Origin of the sequence: Burkholderia sp. AU44665, from assembly GCF_030504405.1 — a bacterium.
Classification (GTDB): domain Bacteria; phylum Pseudomonadota; class Gammaproteobacteria; order Burkholderiales; family Burkholderiaceae; genus Burkholderia; species Burkholderia semiarida.
In genome coordinates this window covers 14168-33767 of the sequence record NZ_JAUJRI010000018.1, presented here as the reverse complement: position 1 = coordinate 33767, position 19600 = coordinate 14168, and the positions used below count along the sequence as shown (strand labels likewise).

The window sequence follows — 19600 nt, the reverse complement described above, 5'->3', positions numbered from 1 at the left end:
CTCACCGGAACGAAACGAACGGCTAGGTGGGCAATTGTTCATCACGTCTCGGAAGGTTGCGTTTTTAGCGTTGAACCCATGCTGATCATCGACACAAATGACTTTCGACTTCAGATGGAGCCCGTTGCTGCGCGACGCGACGAACCGGGAGGGCCGTATCTTGAATGGATCGATGTACGAATCCAATTGACGGTACCGGGTATCCAGGCGGAAGGGCAATGGAGTGTCATGCCCGACGAGTTGCGACAATTTCGGCAACAGATTCGATCTGTTCAAATGCAGCTTCAAGCCGGGCAACGAGCGGAGTTAACAGGCGTTGAGCCGGGGTTTGAGCTGACATTGCGAACACTTGATCGAGGCGCAATCGTGGGCGACTGGCGCTTTCAGCCAACTCCTCCCGACGGCGCGTGCATTACGGGGCATTGTGGACTGGATCAGTCCTTCTTGCCCGAACTGCTTCAAGGAGTTGAATCCCTTCTATCGTTCGCCGGAACGAGCAGTTCGCCATAGTCCAGGCGCTATCGCGCGAGGTCCGCGCGTTGGCCGGCGCCGTGACCTGTCCCGCGACGGCTTCGACGAACGCGCAAGCGCGCTCGTCCGCTCGATTGCGTGTCGCGTGATCGCGCCAACACGCTGTGCCGACAGGCGCGGCGCGCTGAAGCACCGAGCCGGTCGTTGCGTGACAACGCACCGACCGGCTCGCACGACAGCGAAGCACGCGGCACAACCGCCGATCGGATACGGCACCCTTTCAGACAGAACCCGACCGTTAATGCGGAGCACTCCAGAACAGCTCGTCAGCACACGTCCTGCATGTTCCTCGCCAGATCGTCGAGCAGCATCCGCGCGGTCGCGACGTTGGTCGCGACCGGCACGTCGTGCACGTCGCACGCGCGCACCAGCGCGGTGATGTCGGGGTCGTGCGGCTGCGCGGTCATCGGGTCGCGCAGGAACACGACGAGGTCGACGCGGCCGTCGGCCAGTTCCGCGCCGATCTGCAGGTCGCCGCCGAGCGGCCCCGACAGCTTGCGCTCGACCTCAAGCCCGTGCGCGGCCGCGATGCGGCCGCCCGTCGTGCCCGTCGCGACCAGCCGGCATTGCGCGAGCGTCTCGCGAAACTGACCCGCGAGCGCGACGATCTCGTCCTTCTTCGCGTCATGCGCGATCAGTGCGATACGGGGTTTGCTCATCTCCAGTTCCTTCGTCGTTCGGTTGTCGTCGTCGTGAATCGAAAAGCGCGGGTCAGAACGTGCCCGGATACGCGCCGCCGTCGAGCAGCCAGTTCTGCCCGGTGATGTAGCCCGCGTGCACGCTGCACAGGAACGCGCAGGCCGCGCCGAATTCGGCACGCGTGCCGAGGCGCCCGGCCGGGATGTCCTTCGTGCGGCGCGCGCGCATCTCGTCGACCGTCACGCCCTGCGCCTTCGCCGACGCGGCGAGCGTCGTCGCGATCCGGTCGGTATCGAACAGCCCCGGCAGCAGGTTGTTGATCGTCACGCCCTGCCCCGCGACCTTGCGCGACAGCCCCGCGACGAAGCCGGTCAGCCCCGAGCGCGCGCCGTTCGACAACGCCAGCACGTCGATCGGCGCCTTCACCGCCGAACTCGTGATGTTGACGATCCGGCCGAAGCCGCGCGCGATCATCCCGTCGATGGTCGCGCGGATCAGCTCGATCGGCGTCAGCATGTTCGCGTCGAGCGCGCGGATCCAGTCGTCGTGGGAGAAATCGCGGAAGTCGCCGGGCGGCGGGCCGCCGGCATTCGTCACGAGAATGTCCGGCTGCGGGCACGCGGCGAGCGCGGCCGCGCGGCCGTCCGGCGTCGTGATGTCGCACGCGACCGCCGTGACCGACACGTTCGCGCCGGCGCGGATCTCTTCCGCGGTTTCCTCCAGCGTGTCGCGCGTGCGCGCGACGATCACGAGGTTCACGCCCTCGGCGGCCAGCGCTTCCGCGCAGCCGCGCCCGAGGCCCTTGCTGGCCGCGCACACGAGCGCGGTCTTTCCTTCGATGCCGAGATCCATCTTCGCTTCCCTGGTGGCGCGCGTGCCGACGCGGCTCCCCGTTGCCGCCGGCCGGCAGGCAAACGGGCGAACGGGCGGGCGCGGCACGCGGATTGTCGTGAGACGTCGATAATATCCGGATCGCGCGGCGCGCCTTGGTAAAATTGCGGCCATGAGCGACGGCCGGCCCACACCCGCCGCCGCCCCCGATCCCCTTTTGCCGTCAAGGCACCCCGTCATGAAACAGGACAGCCGTTTCCCGAACCTCTTCATCACCGATCACCCGCTGATCCAGCACAAGCTCACGCACATGCGCGACAAGGACACGTCCACGCGCACGTTCCGCGAACTGCTGCGCGAGATCACGCTGCTGATGGGCTATGAGATCACCCGCAACCTGCCGATCACGACCAAGCGGGTCGAAACCCCGCTGGTGGCGGTCGACGCACCGGTGATCGCCGGCAAGAAGCTCGCGATCGTGCCCGTGCTGCGCGCGGGCATCGGGATGTCGGACGGCCTGCTCGACCTGGTGCCGTCCGCGCGCGTCGGCCACATCGGCGTGTACCGCGCCGACGACCATCGCCCGGTCGAATACCTGGTGCGCCTGCCGGACCTGGAAGACCGCATCTTCATCCTGTGCGACCCGATGGTCGCGACCGGCTATTCGGCCGTGCACGCGGTCGACGTGCTCAAGCGCCGCAACGTGCCGGCCGCGAACATCATGTTCGTCGCGCTCGTCGCCGCGCCCGAGGGCGTGCAGGTGTTCCAGGACGCGCACCCCGACGTGAAGCTGTTCGTCGCGTCGCTCGACTCGCACCTGAACGAGCACGCGTACATCGTGCCGGGCCTGGGCGACGCCGGCGACCGCCTGTTCGGCACCAAGAACTGACCGCACCAGGCGTCCGGCGCCGCCGTGCCGCGCGGCCCGGCGCGCCGCGACGGCCGCCCGGCCGTTCGGCCATGCGCGGCGGCCCCGAACCGGCGGTCGCCGCGTGATAAAATCACGCTCCACTCGACACGCGCGGCCCCGCGGCTTCATGCCCGCCGACACGGCCGCCGATTCAACGACACACTGAAACAATCGCCCGCGCCGCGCGCACGGGCACGGAGAAAGGTATGGCTGGTCATTCGAAATGGGCCAACATCAAGCATAAGAAGGCAGCGGCCGACGCGAAGCGCGGCAAGATCTGGACCCGCCTGATCAAGGAAATCCAGGTGGCGGCGCGCCTCGGCGGCGGCGACGTCAACTCGAACCCGCGCCTGCGTCTCGCGGTCGACAAGGCAGCGGACGCGAACATGCCGAAGGACAACGTCAAGCGCGCGATCGATCGCGGCGTCGGCGGCGCGGACGGCGCGAACTACGAAGAGATCCGTTACGAAGGCTACGGCATCGGCGGCGCGGCGATCATCGTCGACACGCTGACCGACAACCGCACGCGCACGGTCGCGGAAGTGCGCCACGCATTCTCGAAGTTCGGCGGCAACATGGGCACCGACGGCTCGGTCGCGTTCATGTTCGATCACGTCGGCCAGTTCCTGTTCGCGCCCGGCACGTCGGAAGACGCGCTGATGGAAGCCGCGCTCGAAGCCGGCGCGAACGACGTCAACACGAACGACGACGGCTCGATCGAAGTGCTGTGCGACTGGCAGGCATTCTCGGCGGTGAAGGACGCGCTCGAAGCCGCGGGCTTCAAGGCCGAACTCGCCGAAGTGACGATGAAGCCGCAGAACGAAGTCGAATTCACCGGCGACGACGCGGCGAAGATGCAGAAGCTGCTGGACGCGCTCGAGAACCTCGACGACGTGCAGGACGTGTACACGAACGCCGTCATCGTCGAGGAATGAGATGCCGGCCGCCGCGCACCTGTCGCGGCGGCGGCCCGACCGATTCCGCGGCCGGCGCGCCTGAGCGTGCCGGCCGCCCTGTTTTCTAGTCTGCGGGGAATCCCATGAAACTACTCGTCGTCGGTTCCGGCGGCCGCGAACATGCGCTGGCGTGGAAGCTCGCGCAGTCGCCGCGCGTCCAGATGGTCTACGTCGCTCCCGGCAATGGCGGCACGGCGCAGGACGAGCGTCTGAAGAACGTCGACATCACGGCGCTCGACGAACTCGCCGATTTCGCGGAACGCGAAGGCGTCGCGTTCACGCTCGTCGGGCCGGAAGCGCCGCTCGCGGCCGGCATCGTCAACCTGTTCCGCGCACGCGGCCTGAAGGTATTCGGCCCGACCCGCGAAGCCGCGCAGCTCGAAAGCTCGAAGGATTTCGCGAAGGCGTTCATGAAGCGCCACGGCATCCCGACCGCCGACTACGAAACCTTCGCCGACGCGGCCGCCGCCCATGCGTACATCGACGCGAAGGGCGCGCCGATCGTCGTGAAGGCCGACGGCCTCGCGGCCGGCAAGGGCGTCGTCGTCGCGATGACGCTGGAAGAAGCGCATGCGGCCGTCGACATGATGCTGTCGGGCAACAAGCTCGGCGATGCCGGCGCGCGCGTCGTGATCGAGGAATTCCTCGATGGCGAGGAAGCCAGCTTCATCGTGATGGTCGACGGCAAGCACGCGCTGGCACTGGCTTCGAGCCAGGACCACAAGCGCCTGCTCGACGAGGATCGCGGCCCGAACACCGGCGGCATGGGCGCGTATTCGCCCGCGCCGATCGTCACGCCGCAGATGCACGCACGCGTGATGCGCGAGATCATCATGCCGACCGTGCGCGGGATGGAGAAGGACGGCATCCGCTTCACGGGCTTCCTGTACGCGGGCCTGATGATCGACAAGGACGGCAATCCGCGCACGCTCGAGTTCAACTGCCGGATGGGCGACCCGGAAACGCAGCCGATCATGGCGCGCCTGAAGAGCGATTTCTCGAAGGTCGTCGAGCAGGCGATCGCGGGCACGCTCGACACCGTCGAGCTCGACTGGGATCGCCGCACCGCGCTGGGCGTCGTGCTGGCCGCGCACGGCTACCCGGACGCGCCGCGCAAGGGCGACCGCATCAACGGCATTCCGGCCGAAACCGAACAGGCCGTGACGTTCCATGCGGGCACGACGCTCGCCGACGGCGACAAGCTCGTGACGTCCGGCGGACGCGTGCTGTGCGTGGTCGGCCTCGCCGATTCGGTGCGCGAAGCGCAGCAGCATGCATACGACACGATCAACCAGATCAACTTCGAAGGCATGCAGTACCGCCGCGACATCGGCTTTCGCGCGCTCAACCGCAAGAGCGCGTGACGTCGCCGTCGCCGCCCCGCGCGCTCGCGGCGGCGGCCCCTCTGCCGGGGTTCGATAGAATGCCCGGCAGACGCTTTTTTTACGGCCCCCGCGTCAGGCGGGGGCAGCCAGTCCAGACATGACCGATTCGACCTACGACGTGGCGCGCGTGCGCACGTACCTCCAGGGCCTGCAGACACGGATCGCCGACGCGCTCGGCGCGCTCGACGGCACGCCGCTCGCGACCGACACGTGGCAGCGCGGGCCGGCCGAACGCCTGCGCGGCGGCGGCTGCACGCGGATTCTCGAAGGCGGCCGCGTGTTCGAACGCGCGGGAATCGGCTTTTCCGACGTCGCGGGCGACGCGCTGCCGCCGTCGGCGAGCGCGGCGCGCCCGCAGCTCGCGGGCCGCGGCTTCGAGGCGCTCGGCGTGTCGCTCGTGCTGCACCCGCGCAATCCGTACTGCCCGACCGTGCACATGAACGTGCGGATGCTGATCGCGACGAAACCGGGCGAGGCGCCCGTGTTCTGGTTCGGCGGCGGCATGGATCTGACACCGGTTTACGGTTTCGAGGACGATGCGCGGCATTTCCACCAGACCTGCAAGGATGCGCTCGACCCGTTCGGCCTCGAGCTCTACCCGCGCTTCAAGCAATGGTGCGACGAATATTTCTTCCTGAAGCACCGCAACGAAACGCGCGGCATCGGCGGGATCTTCTTCGACGATTTCTCGGAGCCCGGTTTCGAACGCTCGTTTGACCTGATGCAAAGCGTCGGCGATGCGTTCCTGCACGCGTATCTGCCGATCGTCGAGCGCCGCGCCGAGTTGCCGTACGGCGAGCGCGAGCGCGACTTCCAGGCCTACCGGCGCGGCCGCTACGTCGAATTCAACCTCGTGTTCGACCGCGGCACGCTGTTCGGGCTGCAAAGCGGCGGCCGGACCGAGTCGATCCTGATGTCGATGCCGCCGGTCGCGAACTGGCGCTACAACTGGCAGCCCGAGCCGGGCTCGCCGGAAGCGCGCCTGTATAGCGACTTCCTCGTGCCGCGCGACTGGGTCTGAACCCGCCCGCCCCGCTGCCCCAACGAAAGGACGCGTTTCTCTGGACACCACCACCCGCCCCGCCCCGCTGCCGCGCCGTATCGGCTTGCTGGGCGGCACCTTCGACCCGATCCACGACGGCCATCTCGCACTCGCGCGCCGGTTCGCCGAACTGCTCGACCTGACCGAACTCGTGTTGCTGCCCGCCGGGCAGCCGTACCAGAAACGCGACGTGTCGGCCGCCGAGCACCGGCTCGCGATGACGCGTGCGGCCGCCGGCACGCTGTCCGTGCCGGGCGTGACCGTGACCGTCGCCACCGACGAGATCGAGCACACCGGCCCGACCTACACCGTCGAGACGCTCGCGCGCTGGCGCGAGCGGATCGGCCCGGATGCGTCGCTGTCGCTGCTGATCGGCGCCGACCAGCTCGTGCGCCTCGATACGTGGCGCGACTGGCGCACGCTGTTCGACTACGCGCACATCGGCGTGTCGACGCGCCCGGGCTTCGAGCTCGGCGCGGCGCCGCCGGACGTCGCGCGGGAAATCGCCGCGCGGCAGGCCGGCGCCGACGTGCTGAAGGCGACGCCGGCAGGCCGCCTGCTGATCGATACGACCCTTTCGTTCGACATCGCCGCGACCGACATCCGCGCGCACCTGCGCGAATGCATCGCACGCCATGCGCAAATGCCCGACGCGTCGGCCGAACATGTGCCGGCCGCCGTATGGGCCTATATTCTTCAACATCGCCTCTACCATTCCTGAACCCATGGATATTCGCAAACTGCAGCGCGTGATCGTCGACGCCCTCGAAGACGTCAAGGCGCAAGACATCAAGGTGTTCAACACCAGCCACCTGACCGAACTGTTCGACCGCGTGGTCGTCGCCTCGGGCACTTCCAACCGCCAGACCAAGGCCCTCGCGTCGAACGTGCGCGACAAGGTCAAGGAAGCCGGCGGCGACGTCGTCAGCTCCGAAGGCGAGGACACCGGCGAATGGGTGCTGGTCGACTGCGGCGACGCGGTCGTGCACATCCTGCAACCGGCGCTGCGCCAGTACTACAACCTCGAGGAAATCTGGGGCGACAAGCCCGTGCGGATGAAGCTCGGCGGCGGCAAGGGCAACGGCTTCGCGACGGCGAGCGAAGACGACGAGGAAGAGGAAGAAGCGCCCGCCCGCCCGGCGCGCAAGACGGCCGCCCGCCGCCGCTGAGTCGCGGCGCGTCTCCCCGATGAAGCTTTTCATCCTCGCGGTCGGCCACAAGATGCCGGGCTGGATCGCATCCGGCTTCGACGAATACACGAAGCGGATGCCGCCCGAGCTGCGCATCGAGTTGCGCGAAATCAAGCCTGAACTGCGCTCGGGCGGCCGCAGCGCCGACAGCGTGATGGCGGCCGAGCGGCAGAAGATCGAGGCCGCGCTGCCGAAGGGCGCGCGGCTCGTCGCGCTCGACGAGCGCGGCCGCGACTGGACCACGATGCAGCTCGCGCAGGCGCTGCCCGGCTGGCAGCAGGACGGCCGCGACGTCGCGTTCGTGATCGGCGGCGCCGACGGGCTCGATCCGGAGCTGAAAGCGCGCGCCGACGTGCTGCTGCGCATCTCGAGCATGACGCTGCCGCACGGCATGGTGCGCGTGCTGCTCGCCGAACAGCTTTACCGGGCGTGGAGCATCACGCAGAATCACCCCTACCACCGCGCATGACGTGCCGTCCTCGAGACGCGCGCCGCGCGCGCTCAACGAGATAACGACACCATGCCGTCCAGCACGTCTCCCGCACTTTTCCCGACCCCGCTTTTCCAGACGCTCTACCTCGCTTCGCAAAGCCCGCGCCGCCAGGAGCTGCTGCAGCAGATCGGCGTACGCTTCGAGCTGCTGCTGCCGCGCCCCGACGAGGACGCCGAGGCGCTCGAAGCCGAGCTTCCCGGCGAAGCCGCCGACGCTTACGTGCGGCGCGTCACCGTCGCGAAGGCCGAGGCCGCGCGGGCGCGCCTCGTCGCGAGCGGCAGGCCGGCCGCGCCGGTGCTCGTCGCCGACACCACCGTGACGATCGACGGTGCGATCCTCGGCAAGCCGGCCGACGCCGACGATGCGCTCGCGATGCTGACCCGCCTCGCGGGCCGCGAACACGAGGTGCTCACCGCGGTTGCCGTGATCGGCGCCGACGGCGAACTGCTGCAGCCCGCGCTGTCGCGCTCGTCGGTGCGCTTTGCGGCTGCCCCGCGCGACGCCTTCGCGCGCTACGTCGAAACCGGCGAGCCGTTCGGCAAGGCGGGCGCGTATGCGATCCAGGGGCGCGCCGCTGAATTCATCGAGCGAATCGACGGTTCCCATTCGGGTATCATGGGTCTGCCCCTTTTTGAGACTGCCGCGTTGCTGCGCACCGCGCGCCTCGCCTTCTGAATCCCACCATGAACGAAGAAATCCTGATCAACCTCACGCCCCAGGAAACGCGGGTCGCACTCGTCCAGCAAGGCGCGGTGCAGGAGCTTCACGTCGAGCGCACGCTGTCGCGCGGGCGGGTCGGCAACATCTATCTGGGCAAGGTCGTGCGCGTGCTGCCCGGCATGCAGTCGGCGTTCATCGACATCGGCCTCGAGCGCGCGGCGTTCCTGCACGTCGCCGACATCTGGCATCCGCGCCTCGCCGGCGAGCCGCAGTCGGGCGCGCCGCACCAGCCGATCGAGAAGATCGTGTTCGAAGGCCAGACACTGATGGTCCAGGTGATCAAGGATCCGATCGGCACGAAGGGCGCGCGGCTGTCGACGCAAGTCAGCATCGCGGGCCGCACGCTCGTGTATCTGCCACAGGAACCGCACATCGGGATCTCGCAGAAGATCGAGAGCGAGGCCGAGCGCGAGGCCGTGCGCGCGCGCCTGACGGCCGTGATCCCGCCGGACGAGAAAGGCGGCTACATCGTACGCACGATCGCCGAGGATGCGACCTCCGAGGAGCTGGCCGGCGACGTCACGTACCTGCGCAAGACGTGGGCGACGATCGTCGCGCAAGCGCAGCGGCTGCCGGCGACGAGCCTGCTGTACCAGGATCTCGATCTCGCGCAGCGCGTGCTGCGCGATTTCGCGAACGACGACACGACGCGCATCCAGGTCGATTCCCGCGAGACGTACACGCGTCTGGCGGAATTCGCGGGCGAGTTCACGCCAGCCGTGAGCCCGAAGCTGCATCACTACACGGGCGAGCGACCGCTGTTCGACCTGTACAACATCGAGACGGAGATCCAGCGCGCGCTGTCGCGCCGCGTCGACCTGAAGTCGGGCGGTTACCTGATGATCGACCAGACGGAGGCGATGACGACGATCGACGTGAACACGGGCGGCTACGTCGGCGCGCGCAACTTCGACGACACGATCTTCAAGACCAACCTCGAGGCCGCGCACACGATCGCGCGGCAACTGCGGCTGCGCAACCTCGGCGGCATCATCATCATCGACTTCATCGACATGGAGAACGCCGAGCATCGCGACGCGGTGCTGTCCGAGCTGAAGAAGGCGCTGTCGCGCGACCGCACCCGCGTGACAGTCAACGGCTTCTCGCAGCTCGGGCTCGTCGAGATGACGCGCAAGCGCACGCGCGAATCGCTCGCGCACGTGCTGTGCGAACCGTGCCCGACCTGCCAGGGCAAGGGCCAGGTGAAGACGTCGCGCACCGTGTGCTACGACATCCTGCGCGAGATCCTGCGCGAATCGCGGCAGTTCAACCCGCGCGAGTTCCGCGTGATCGCCGCGCAGCAGGTGATCGACCTGTTCCTCGACGAGGAGTCGCAGCATCTGGCGATGCTGATCGATTTCATCGGCAAGCCGGTGTCGCTGCAAGTGGAATCGAACCTGAGCCAGGAGCAGTACGACATCGTGCTGATGTAACCTTTCGCCCATCCGCCGCCAGCATTGCCGGGCGGTGCCCCGATGCGGCGTCCGGGCTGTTCGCGCATGCAGCGCCGGCCCCGCCGCCGCCCTTTCATTGACCCTTTTCGCATTCACCACACACCATGAGCCAAGGCCACAACCGCCGCCAGCGCAAGAAACTCCACATCGGCGAATTCCAGGAACTCGCGTTCAACGCCACCGCGCATTACCGCAACGACATGACCGACCTCGAGCGCGGCCAGTTGATCGATGCGTTCATCGACTTCGTCGAAGCGAACGGGCTGCTGACCGTCGCGTCCGCGGACGAAGGCATCGGCGCGTACGTGATCTCCGGCGCGCCGCGCGGCACGACGACCGACGCCGACCGCGAACTGGTGCGCGGATGGCTGGCCGCCCGCCCGGAACTGACCGACGTCAAGGTCAGCGAATTCACCGACGCGTGGTATCCGGACGCCTGATTTCGGGGTTTCACCCGGCTTAAGACGGCGCTCGCGCCGTCCCGCCACGACGGCCGGCCACGCTGGCGTCGCTTTTCCGAATGGTCATGATCGCGGCGGGCGTTGCGACGCTGAAGTCCCTGTCCGCGGGCGTCGGCTCGGCTCGCCGAGCCGACGCACCGGCGGCGCCCGCGTCGTTGTCGACGATCCGGCGCCGCCGCCGGACCGCCGGCCGGCCTTCGATCCCTTCCTTTTCCCGACGGCCGGCCTGCAACCCGCCATCGAAATCGGTCCTGAAAGCAAGACACGTTAAACTCTCACCTCGCGTGGTGCGCCGCCCGCACCCGCCATCCATCGCCAGCCGCGTGCCCTCGGGCCGCCCCCGACCCATGGAGTGAGTGTCAATGAGCGGCGGACTCCCGTTTCCCGCATCCCGCAAGTCGTTGCCGTCGTCGACGGTCTTCCTGATTCTCGCCGCCGCCGCGCTGCTGTCCGGCTGCGGACTGCTGCCGGTCCAGAACCCGCCCGCACCGATCAGCGAGGCGCTCGTCGAGCCGGTCGAGGAGACAGCCGGCGAGCCGCTGACGATGCCGCCCGTGCCCGCGCCGACGCAACCGGAGACGCCGGAAGCGCCGAAGAAGCCGCACCGCGAGGTCGCTCGGCCGAAGCCCGTGCAGCGCCCCGAATCGCCGACCCCGCCGCCGCCTCCGCCCCCGCCGATCGTCGCGACGCGCCCGCTCGACCGTACCCAGATCCATGCGCTGCTCGACAGCGAGGTCGCGCGCCGCAACGGCAAGGTGGTCGGCCGCGCGGTCGACATGGTGGTCGACGCGAGCGGCAAGCCGCGCGAGATGATCGTCAATCTGCAGGGCTTCATGGGCATCGGCGACCGCAAGGTCATCTTCCCGTGGAACGTGTTCCGCTTCACGCCGGGCGGCAAGCAGGAGCCGATCGTGCTCGACGTGCCGTCGGGCGACCTGCCGCCGGCCGCGCGGCCGAAGGCCGTGCCGCTGTCCGGCTCGGCCGCGGCGTCGCCGGCGACGCGCCTGCCGATGCTCGACAGCGACGTCGAGCGCCCGAACGGCACGAAGATCGGCCGGATCGTCGACGTGCTGATCGACCGCGGCGCCCAGCCGCAGGCCGTCGTGCTCGACCTCGGCGGGCTCGTCAATACCGACCGGCGTTCGATCGCCGCGAGCTGGGGCGCGCTGCGCTTCGTCACGCGCGACAAGGCGCTGCGCGCGCAACTCGACCTGAACGACGCGCAGATCAAGGCGTCGCCGCCGTACGCGGCCGACAAACCGATCGTCGCGGTCTTCCCGCCCGTTGCCCCGGCGGCGCCGGCTTCGTCTGCGAGTGCCACCCGATGACGATCAAGCATTCCGTCAGCGTTCGCAGTCTCCGGGCCCTCGACTGGCTCAACTTTTTCGTTGCAAACGTTCAAACCGGGTTCGGTCCGTTCATCGCGTCCTACCTCGCGTCGCACAAGTGGACGCAGGGCGAGATCGGCATGGTGCTGTCGATCGGCACGATCAGCGCGATGGTCAGCCAGGTGCCGGGCGGCGCCGCCGTCGATGCGCTGAAAAACAAGAAAGGCGCGGCCGCGTGGGCGATCGCGGCCATCATCCTGTCCGCGGTGCTGCTCGCGTCGAGCCCGACGATCGTGCCGGTGATCGCCGCCGAGGTGTTCCACGGTTTTGCCAGCTGCATGCTGGTGCCGGCGATGGCGGCGATCTCGTTCTCGCTCGTCGGCCGCGCCGACCTCGGCGACCGGCTCGGCCGCAACGCGCGCTGGGCGTCGATCGGCAGCGCGGTCGCGGCCGGCCTGATGGGGCTGACCGGCGAATACTTCTCCGCCCGCGCGGTGTTCTGGCTGACCGCCGTGCTGGCGCTGCCCGCGCTGTTCGCGCTCGCGATGATCCAGCCGACGCACCAGGTGATTCCGCAGTCGTCGAAGCCTGACGACGTCGACGAAGCCGGCGAGCGCGAAACGCTGCTCGAACTGCTGCGCGATCGCCGGATGCTGATCTTCGCGGCCTGCGTCGTGCTGTTCCATCTGTCGAACGCCGCGATGCTGAACCTCGCGGCCGGCGAAGTCACGGCCGGGATGGGCGAGAACGTGCAGCTCGTGATCGCCGCGTGCATCATCGTGCCGCAGGCGATCGTCGCGATGCTGTCGCCATGGGTCGGCCGCTCCGCGCAGCGCTGGGGGCGCCGGCCGATCCTGCTGCTCGGCTTCTCCGCGCTGCCGGTGCGCGCGCTGCTGTTCGCCGGCGTCAGCAGTCCGTACCTGCTCGTGCCGGTGCAGATGCTCGACGGCATCAGCGCGGCCGTGTTCGGCGTGATGCTGCCGCTGATCGCGGCCGACGTCGCGGGCGGCAAGGGCCGCTACAACCTGTGTATCGGGCTGTTCGGGCTCGCGGCCGGGATCGGCGCGACGCTCAGCACCGCGGTGGCCGGCTACGTCGCCGATCACTTCGGCAACGCGGTCAGCTTCTTCGGGCTCGCGGCCGCCGGCGCGCTCGCGGTGCTGCTGGTGTGGCTCGTGATGCCCGAAACGCGCGTCGGGAACGGCGATGCGACGGCCGACGAACCGGCGGCCGCATCGCCCGAACAGGCGCATTGACGGCGGCGCACCGCCGCTACCCGCTTCTTGACCGACGCACGATGGATACGATCAGGACACTCAACGAAGCCCGTCAGCAGATCCAGCAGTCGATCTTCGATCTGTTCAAGGGGCTGTCATTCAGCGAGCGGCTCGCGCAAGGCGGACTGATGGCGCTGCAGGCGGTGTGCGGCGCGTGCCTCGCGTATGCGATCGGCCGCGCGATGCATACCGAGCAGGCCGTATGGGCGGCGATCACCGCGATCGCGGTCACGCAGCACAACTACTCGGACACGATGTCGCTGTCGCGCGACCAGTTCATCGGCGCGATGGTCGGCGGCGTACTCGGTTTCGCCGGTGCGGCGCTGGGCGGCGATCGCCTCGTCGCGTACGCGATCACGGTCGCGGTCGTGATCGTCTGCTGCTGGTGCCTGAACATCGGCAGCGCGGCACGGCTCGGCGGCGTGACCGCGACGATCGTGCTGCTGTTCCCGGGCAACGGCCCGCTGTGGGGCGTTCCGCTGATCCGGCTCGGCGAAGTGACGCTCGGCACGGTGTGCGCGCTCGGCGTGTGCTGGGTGATGTCGAGAATCGAGCGGCGCTGGTTCGGCCGCGCGGCGGCCAGGTGATGCGGCGCCGGGCGACGCGCCCGGCAGCCGGATGAACGAACGGAACGCTGCGTGACAGCGACGGGTGACGGGCCGGGTGGTTACGGACCGACCCGCAGCACGATGCCCGAGCCGATCTGCACGAGCAGGTAGTCGCCGCCGACGCCGACCCAGTGATAGCCGCGCGGCGGCGCGCTCAGGTGGTAGCCGCGCCAGTCGTCGACCACGTACTGACGATCGCGGAATTCGTCCGGCAGCCGGTCGCCCTTGTGCCAGTCGCGGCGCGGCCCGTCGGCCCAGCGCGGCGGTACGTCGTCGCGATGCATCGCGTGGCCGGGCGGCACGTGTTTCGGGCCATGCCCGCGATGCATGCCGGGGCCGCCGCGGTCATCGCGATTGCCGTGGTTACCGTGATCCTGCGCCATCGCCGCCGTCGCGGCGCAGCCCGCCGCGATCAGTGCGGCCAGCATCATGCCGTGCATCCTCTTCATTGTCCTTCCCTCCGTGGTGTCACGTCGAACAAGAAACGACCAGGACTGCCCGATGAAGATAGCACACGGCATCGCGTGGCCGCATGACCCTGGGTCACGCCGCCTGCTGCTGGTACTGGATCCGGTGCAGGTGCGCGTAGAGGCCGCCGTGGCGCAGCAGTTCGTCATGGCTGCCCTCTTCGACGATCTTGCCGGCCTCGAGCACGAGGATGCGGTCCGCGCGCTCGATCGTCGACAGCCGGTGCGCGATCACCAGCGTCGTACGACCTTCCATCAGCCGTTCGAGCGCGGCCTGCACGTGGCGCTCCGACTCGGAATCGAGCGCCGACGTCGCTTCGTCGAGGATCAGGATCGGCGCGTCCTTGTAAATCGCGCGCGCAATCGCGAGCCGCTGGCGCTGGCCGCCGGACAGCCGCATCCCGTTGCCGCCGACCAGCGTGTCGAGCCCGTCGGGCATCGCGGCGACCGCGTCGGCGAGGTTCGCGGCCTCGAGCGCGGCCTGCACGCGCGCCCGGTCGGGCGTCTGCCCGTAGGCGACGTTCGCGGCGATCGTGTCGTTGAACAGCACGACGTCCTGGCTGACCATCGCCATCTGGCTGCGCAGTGCGTGGAGGTCGTAGTCGGATACCGACACGCCGTCGACCAGGATCGTGCCGTCCGTCGGGTCGAAGAAGCGCGGCAGCAGGTTCACGAGCGTCGTCTTGCCGCTGCCGGACGGGCCGGCCAGCGCGATCATTTCGCCCGGCGCGACCTTGAACGAGATGCGGTCGAGCGTCGGCCGCTCGGCCGCGCCGTAGTCGAACGACACGGCGCGGAACTCGATCTCGCCGCGCGCCTGCGACAGCGGCCGCCCGCCGCCCTGCGGCTCGGCCGGCTCGTCGATCAGCCCGAAGATCAGCTCGGCGGCCGTCATCCCCCGCTGCAGCGGCTGGTTGACGTCGATCAGGTGCTTGAGCGGCGAGATCACGAGCAGCATCGACGTGACGAACGCGACGAACCCGCCGACCGTCGTCTGGTCGTTCGACGACTGCACGACCGCGATCGTGATCACGACCGCGAGCGCGATCGACGCGAGAAACTGCGTGAGCGGCTGCGCGAGGCCGCCCGAGATCGTCATGCGCATCGCGTAGCCGCGCAGGCGCTTGCTCATCGTCGTGAAGCGGTCCATCTCGTACGCTTCGCCGTTGTGCACCTTGACGACCTTGTAGCCGCCGACCGTCTCCTCGACGATGTACGACAGTTCGTTGGTGAGCGTCTGGTGTTCGCGGTTCAGGCGACGCAGCCGGCGATTGATCTTGCTGACGAGCCAGCCGATGCCCGGCAGGATCACCGCGACGATCAGCGTGAGCCGCCAGTTCAGGTAGAACAGGTAGCCGAGCAGGAAGATCACCGTCAGCGAATCGCGCACGAGCGTGACCATCACGCCCGTCAGCACCGACAGGATCTGGTTGACCTCGAACACGATCGCGTTGATCACGGTGCTCGCGGTTTCGCGCTGGAAGAACGACGCGCCGGTATGGATCATCCGCTGGAACATCTCGAGCCGCAGTTGCAGCAGGATGCGGTTCGATACGTAGTTGAGCAGGTAGTTGGACGTGTATTGCGACACGCCGCGCACGAGCGCGAGGCCGATCACCGCGATCGGCACGTACCATTTCGCGCGGTCGCTGCCGTGCGCGCCGAAGCCGTGGTCGAGCAGCGGCTTGAGCAGCGCCGGAATCCCGGCCTCGGTAGCCGCGACGACGCCCATCGTCATCACCGCGAGCACCACGATGCCGATGAGCGGCCGGATGTACGGCCACAGGCGTTTGAGAACCGTGATCGGCGACGTACCGGTGCCGTCCATCGGTTTGCGAAGAGTGTTCTGGGTTTCCAAGGCAATCCTTCTTGAGCCGCGACGCGGCGCCCGGAGCGTGGCTGCCCGGGATTCGCCCCGTCCGGCGGGTGCCGAAAAAGGCCCAACATTATAGCCGTACCGCCCCCGCCGGCACGGCCGTAGCGGAAGCGGCCGCCGGCCGGCGCGCGGGTATACTGCCGCTCACCGTTTTCTCCGCCTTTTCGACGATTTCATGGCAGAACCCACCCTCGGCGTCGCCCTCATCGCCCTCAACGCATCCGCGCGGCTCGCGCAGTGCCTCGATGCGCTGTCGTTCGCCGACGACGTCGTCGTGATCGACGGCGGCAGCACCGACGATACCGTCGCGATCGCGCAGGCGCACGGCGCGCGCGTGATCGTCGAGCGCGACTGGCCGGGCTTCGGCCCGCAGAAGAATCGTGCGGTCGACGCGCTCGGCACCGACTGGATCCTGTCGCTCGATACCGACGAAATCGTCACGCCGGAACTCGCGCGGTCGATCCGCGACGCAATCCGCGCGCCGGCCGCGCAGGTCTACGCGCTCGACCGGCTGTCCAGCTTTTGCGGCCAGTGGATCCATCACAGCGGCTGGTATCCGGACTGGGTGCCGCGGCTGTTCCGGCGCGGCGCCGCTCGGTTCTCGGACGATCTCGTGCACGAGCGCCTCGTATTCGATACCGCCGCACAGCGCCTGGCCGGCAAGCTGATGCACTACTCGTACGAGGATTTCGAAACGGTCGTGCGCAAGCTCGACGCGTATTCGACGGCCGGCGCGCGCCAGCGCCGCGCGGCCGGCCAGCGCGGCGGCTTCGGCAAGGCGCTCGGCCGCGGCGCGTGGGCGTTCGTGCGCACCTACGTGCTGCGGCGCGGCTTCCTCGATGGCCGCGCCGGTTTCATGATCGCCGTGTTCAACGCGGAAACCGTGTACTACCGCTTCCTGAAGCTCGGTCACGAACCGGCACGCTAGGCAAGCACCCGGCGCGCGGCCTGCCCGGCGTTACAATGCCGGGCCGCGCGCACCGCGCGTGTCCGCCCGAGCGGCTGCGCCTCGCGCCGCGCGCCACGACGACCACCGAATCCGACCGCCATGTTCTCCATCATCATCCCGACCTGGAACAATCTGCCGTACCTCAAGCTCGTCGTCGACAGCCTGCGCCGGCATTCCGCGTACGACCACCAGATCATCGTGCACGTGAACGACGGCTCGGACGGCACGCTCGACTGGGTGCGCAACGAAGGGATCGAGCACACCGCGTCGCCGGCCAACATCGGCATCTGCCATGCGGTCAACCTGGCCGCCGCGCGCGCCACGCGCGACTACGTCGTCTACATGAACGACGACATGTTCTGCTGCCCGGGCTGGGATACGGCGCTCGTGCGCCGCATCGAACGGATGCCGACCGACCTGTTCATGCTGTCGGGCACGATGATCGAGCCGGTCGACACGCGCAACCCGTGCGTCGTCGTCAGCAATTTCGGCCGCGACGCCGAGCAGTTCGACGCGGCCGCCCTGATCGCCGCGACGCCGAAGCTCGCGCGCGCGGACTGGCTCGGCTCGACGTGGCCGCCGACGCTCGTGCACCGCGACTGGTGGAACCGCATTGGCGGCTACAGCAGCGAGTTGTCGCCGGGCATGAGCAGCGACAACGACTTCTCGATGAAATTCTGGGATGCCGGCTGCCGGATCTTCATCGGCGTCGGCGACAGCCTCGTGTACCACTTCCAGCAAAAGAGCACCGGCAAGATCGTCAAGAACGACGGCCGTCGCCAGTTCCTGAACAAATGGGGCATGACCCAGGCGACGTTCGACCGCTACTACCTGCATCGCGGCGAGCCGGTCGGCACGCAGATCGCGCTCGATACGCCGGTCGTGGAAGGTCGCCTCAAGCGCGCGCTGTTGCGCTCGCGAATCAAGCGCGCGTTCAGCTGATCGGACCCCGAAAACCGCGCAGAAACCTGTCGTGCTTCGCGTATACTGCGCCGTTCGTCCCGGATCGCTCGCCGGGATACGCGGCGCGGGGCGCGATGTCCGCGAGCCGCATTCGTCCATACGACAGGTTCCAATGCTTTCGTTTTCCACTCCCGCCACGCGGCGCCTGACCGCCGCCCGTGCATTCGCCGTCGCCGCGCTGTGCATGGTGCCCGTCTCGACCGCGCTGACCAACGTGTTCTGCGGGCTGTTCGCCGCTGCGCTCGTGATCTCCCCCGAATTCTGGCGTGACCTGCGCTCGTTCGTCACCGATCCGGCTTCGCTCGCGGCGTTGCTGATCCTGGCCGCGCTGGCCGCGAGCGTCACCTATACGGTCGCGCCGCACAACAAGGCGTGGAACTGGGTCGCGAAGTACGACAAGCTGCTGCTGCTGCCATTCGCCGTGCTCGCGTTCCGTCATTCGAACTGGGCGCCGATCGTGCGGCGCTGCTGGTTCGGCACGCTGTGCGTGGTCCTGCTGCTGTCGACGACCAACTATCTCGGGTTGACCTCGATCGGGCCGGCGTATGCGACCCAGTTGCCGCTTTCGCGCGCGTGGGTGTTCAAGAACCACATCGCCGCCGGCATGTTCGGCGCACTGCTCTTCTACCAGGCGGCCGATCTCGCGCTGGCGGCCCGCACGACGCTGTCGCGCGCCGCCTATGCGTTCGTCGCGGCATTGGCGCTCGTCAACGTGTTCGTGATGCTGCAGGGGCGCACCGGGCAGGTCATCGCGCTGTTGCTGATCCTCGTCGTCGCGGTGCGTTTCGTGCTGTTGCTGCGCCGGCAGTCCGCGCTGCGCGCGGGGCTCGCCGCCGGCGTGCTCGTATTGGCGGGCGTCGCGCTCGTGGTCGCTGCATGCACGGTTCACAACGGCCGTCTGACGAAGGTCGTGACGGAAGTGCAGCAATATCGGCAGAGCGATGCAGCCACGTCGACCGGGCTGCGCCTCGAGTGGTACAAGAAGGGGCTCGAACTGTATCGCCAGCGCCCGGTGATCGGCTACGGCGCGGGCGGCCTCGAATCCGAATTCGAGAAGCTCACGGCCGGCAAGACGGCCGCCGAAGGCCAGCTCACGTCGAATCCGCACAACGAATATCTGCTGATGGCCGTGCAGCTCGGCACGCTCGGCCTGCTGCTGTTCGTCAACCTGATCGTGCAGATCGCGCGCGGCAGCCGTGCGCTCGATCCGCGCTCGCGGCACCTGCTGCTCGCGTGGCTCGCGATCTTCGCGATCGGCAGTCTCGCGAATTCGCTGCTGCTGGATTTCGCCGAAGGGCACCTGATCGTGCTGCTGGCCGGCATTCTGCTCGGCTGCGGCGAACGCAGCGAAGCGCTGCCGCGCGAAACGTCGGCGATCCGACGCAGCGTGTAACGCACGCCGGCATACGTTCCGCTGCCCTGCCGACCAGCGCCGGCGGCAGCGGATATCCGCCATCGATGCGGCCGAGCCGCGTGGCGCTTCGCGAAACCAGCCTTCCGCGAACGAAAAAAGGCACGCC

Annotated in this window: 21 protein-coding genes; 17 read left to right on the top strand and 4 right to left on the bottom strand. The window is 68.4% G+C overall.

The features are described 5' to 3' along the window. The first annotated feature begins 78 nt into the window (after positions 1-78). On the top strand, positions 79-510 hold the full coding sequence (locus tag QZM15_RS26565; RefSeq protein ID WP_124658753.1) for a hypothetical protein: 432 nt from the start codon (positions 79-81) through the stop codon (positions 508-510). A gap of 287 nt (positions 511-797) precedes the next feature. Here QZM15_RS26565 and QZM15_RS26560 read toward each other — a convergent pair whose 3' ends face one another. Together QZM15_RS26560 and QZM15_RS26555 are read right to left on the bottom strand one after the other, a co-directional pair. Further along, positions 798-1190 carry a methylglyoxal synthase gene (locus tag QZM15_RS26560; protein WP_059583666.1) on the bottom strand — a complete coding sequence of 131 codons (393 nt, stop codon included), beginning with the start codon at positions 1188-1190 and terminating at the stop codon, positions 798-800. Positions 1191-1242: 52 nt separating this feature from the next. Next, positions 1243-2022 (bottom strand): SDR family oxidoreductase, encoded by a 780-nt coding sequence (locus tag QZM15_RS26555; RefSeq protein WP_060312052.1) that lies wholly within the window; start codon positions 2020-2022, stop codon positions 1243-1245. 217 nt (positions 2023-2239) lie between these two features. Here QZM15_RS26555 and upp point away from each other — a divergent pair, with 217 nt between their 5' ends. The 13 genes from upp (at position 2240) to QZM15_RS26490 (ending at position 13804) form a co-directional block, all read left to right on the top strand. Further along, positions 2240-2890: a uracil phosphoribosyltransferase gene (gene upp, locus QZM15_RS26550; RefSeq protein ID WP_006481871.1), complete on the top strand. Its 651-nt coding sequence runs from the start codon at positions 2240-2242 to the stop codon at positions 2888-2890. A gap of 227 nt (positions 2891-3117) precedes the next feature. Continuing rightward, on the top strand, positions 3118-3846 hold the full coding sequence (locus QZM15_RS26545) for a YebC/PmpR family DNA-binding transcriptional regulator (RefSeq protein WP_059583669.1): 729 nt from the start codon (positions 3118-3120) through the stop codon (positions 3844-3846). A gap of 104 nt (positions 3847-3950) precedes the next feature. Next, positions 3951-5231, top strand: a complete 1281-nt coding sequence (gene purD / locus QZM15_RS26540; RefSeq protein WP_059646530.1) for a phosphoribosylamine--glycine ligase — start codon at positions 3951-3953, stop codon at positions 5229-5231. A 118-nt stretch (positions 5232-5349) separates the two neighbouring features. Further along, positions 5350-6273 (top strand): oxygen-dependent coproporphyrinogen oxidase, encoded by a 924-nt coding sequence (gene hemF, locus QZM15_RS26535; RefSeq protein WP_060312048.1) that lies wholly within the window; start codon positions 5350-5352, stop codon positions 6271-6273. Between the two features lie 40 nt (positions 6274-6313). After that, positions 6314-7015, top strand: a complete 702-nt coding sequence (locus tag QZM15_RS26530; protein ID WP_081059376.1) for a nicotinate-nucleotide adenylyltransferase — start codon at positions 6314-6316, stop codon at positions 7013-7015. Between the two features lie 4 nt (positions 7016-7019). Then, on the top strand, positions 7020-7463 hold the full coding sequence (rsfS, locus tag QZM15_RS26525) for a ribosome silencing factor (protein WP_006484266.1): 444 nt from the start codon (positions 7020-7022) through the stop codon (positions 7461-7463). Between the two features lie 19 nt (positions 7464-7482). Continuing rightward, entirely contained in the window at positions 7483-7953 is a 471-nt protein-coding gene (gene rlmH, locus QZM15_RS26520; RefSeq protein ID WP_048249282.1) for a 23S rRNA (pseudouridine(1915)-N(3))-methyltransferase RlmH, read from the top strand. A gap of 51 nt (positions 7954-8004) precedes the next feature. Continuing rightward, positions 8005-8652 (top strand): nucleoside triphosphate pyrophosphatase, encoded by a 648-nt coding sequence (locus QZM15_RS26515; protein WP_302107569.1) that lies wholly within the window; start codon positions 8005-8007, stop codon positions 8650-8652. A gap of 8 nt (positions 8653-8660) precedes the next feature. Further along, on the top strand, positions 8661-10130 hold the full coding sequence (gene rng, locus QZM15_RS26510; RefSeq protein ID WP_059583675.1) for a ribonuclease G: 1470 nt from the start codon (positions 8661-8663) through the stop codon (positions 10128-10130). Between the two features lie 125 nt (positions 10131-10255). Further along, a complete protein-coding gene (locus QZM15_RS26505) occupies positions 10256-10591 on the top strand; it encodes a YggL family protein (protein ID WP_006490771.1) in 336 nt (111 codons plus the stop codon). 383 nt (positions 10592-10974) lie between these two features. Further along, a complete protein-coding gene (locus tag QZM15_RS26500; RefSeq protein WP_059583680.1) occupies positions 10975-11940 on the top strand; it encodes a PRC-barrel domain-containing protein in 966 nt (321 codons plus the stop codon). Continuing rightward, complete coding sequence (locus QZM15_RS26495; protein WP_059583682.1) at positions 11937-13196, top strand: MFS transporter; 1260 nt, start codon at positions 11937-11939, stop codon at positions 13194-13196. The genes QZM15_RS26500 and QZM15_RS26495 overlap by 4 nt, the downstream gene beginning before the upstream one ends. Positions 13197-13237: 41 nt before the next feature. Continuing rightward, a complete protein-coding gene (locus QZM15_RS26490; RefSeq protein ID WP_302107568.1) occupies positions 13238-13804 on the top strand; it encodes an aromatic acid exporter family protein in 567 nt (188 codons plus the stop codon). Positions 13805-13884: 80 nt separating this feature from the next. Here QZM15_RS26490 and QZM15_RS26485 read toward each other — a convergent pair whose 3' ends face one another. Next, the gene (locus QZM15_RS26485) at positions 13885-14274 is read right to left on the bottom strand and encodes an RcnB family protein (RefSeq protein WP_059646521.1); all 390 of its coding nucleotides are present in this window, start codon (positions 14272-14274) and stop codon (positions 13885-13887) included. A 94-nt stretch (positions 14275-14368) separates the two neighbouring features. Then, positions 14369-16120: a lipid A export permease/ATP-binding protein MsbA gene (msbA, locus tag QZM15_RS26480; RefSeq protein ID WP_059646519.1), complete on the bottom strand. Its 1752-nt coding sequence runs from the start codon at positions 16118-16120 to the stop codon at positions 14369-14371. A gap of 223 nt (positions 16121-16343) precedes the next feature. Between msbA and QZM15_RS26475 the strand changes: the two genes are divergently transcribed. From QZM15_RS26475 to QZM15_RS26465, 3 genes are all read left to right on the top strand, one after another. Continuing rightward, positions 16344-17096 carry a glycosyltransferase family 2 protein gene (locus QZM15_RS26475; protein ID WP_302107567.1) on the top strand — a complete coding sequence of 251 codons (753 nt, stop codon included), beginning with the start codon at positions 16344-16346 and terminating at the stop codon, positions 17094-17096. Between the two features lie 120 nt (positions 17097-17216). Next, positions 17217-18059: a glycosyltransferase family 2 protein gene (locus QZM15_RS26470; protein ID WP_060966836.1), complete on the top strand. Its 843-nt coding sequence runs from the start codon at positions 17217-17219 to the stop codon at positions 18057-18059. 133 nt (positions 18060-18192) lie between these two features. Beyond that, complete coding sequence (locus QZM15_RS26465; protein WP_226290408.1) at positions 18193-19473, top strand: O-antigen ligase; 1281 nt, start codon at positions 18193-18195, stop codon at positions 19471-19473. The last annotated feature ends 127 nt before the right edge of the window (positions 19474-19600 follow it).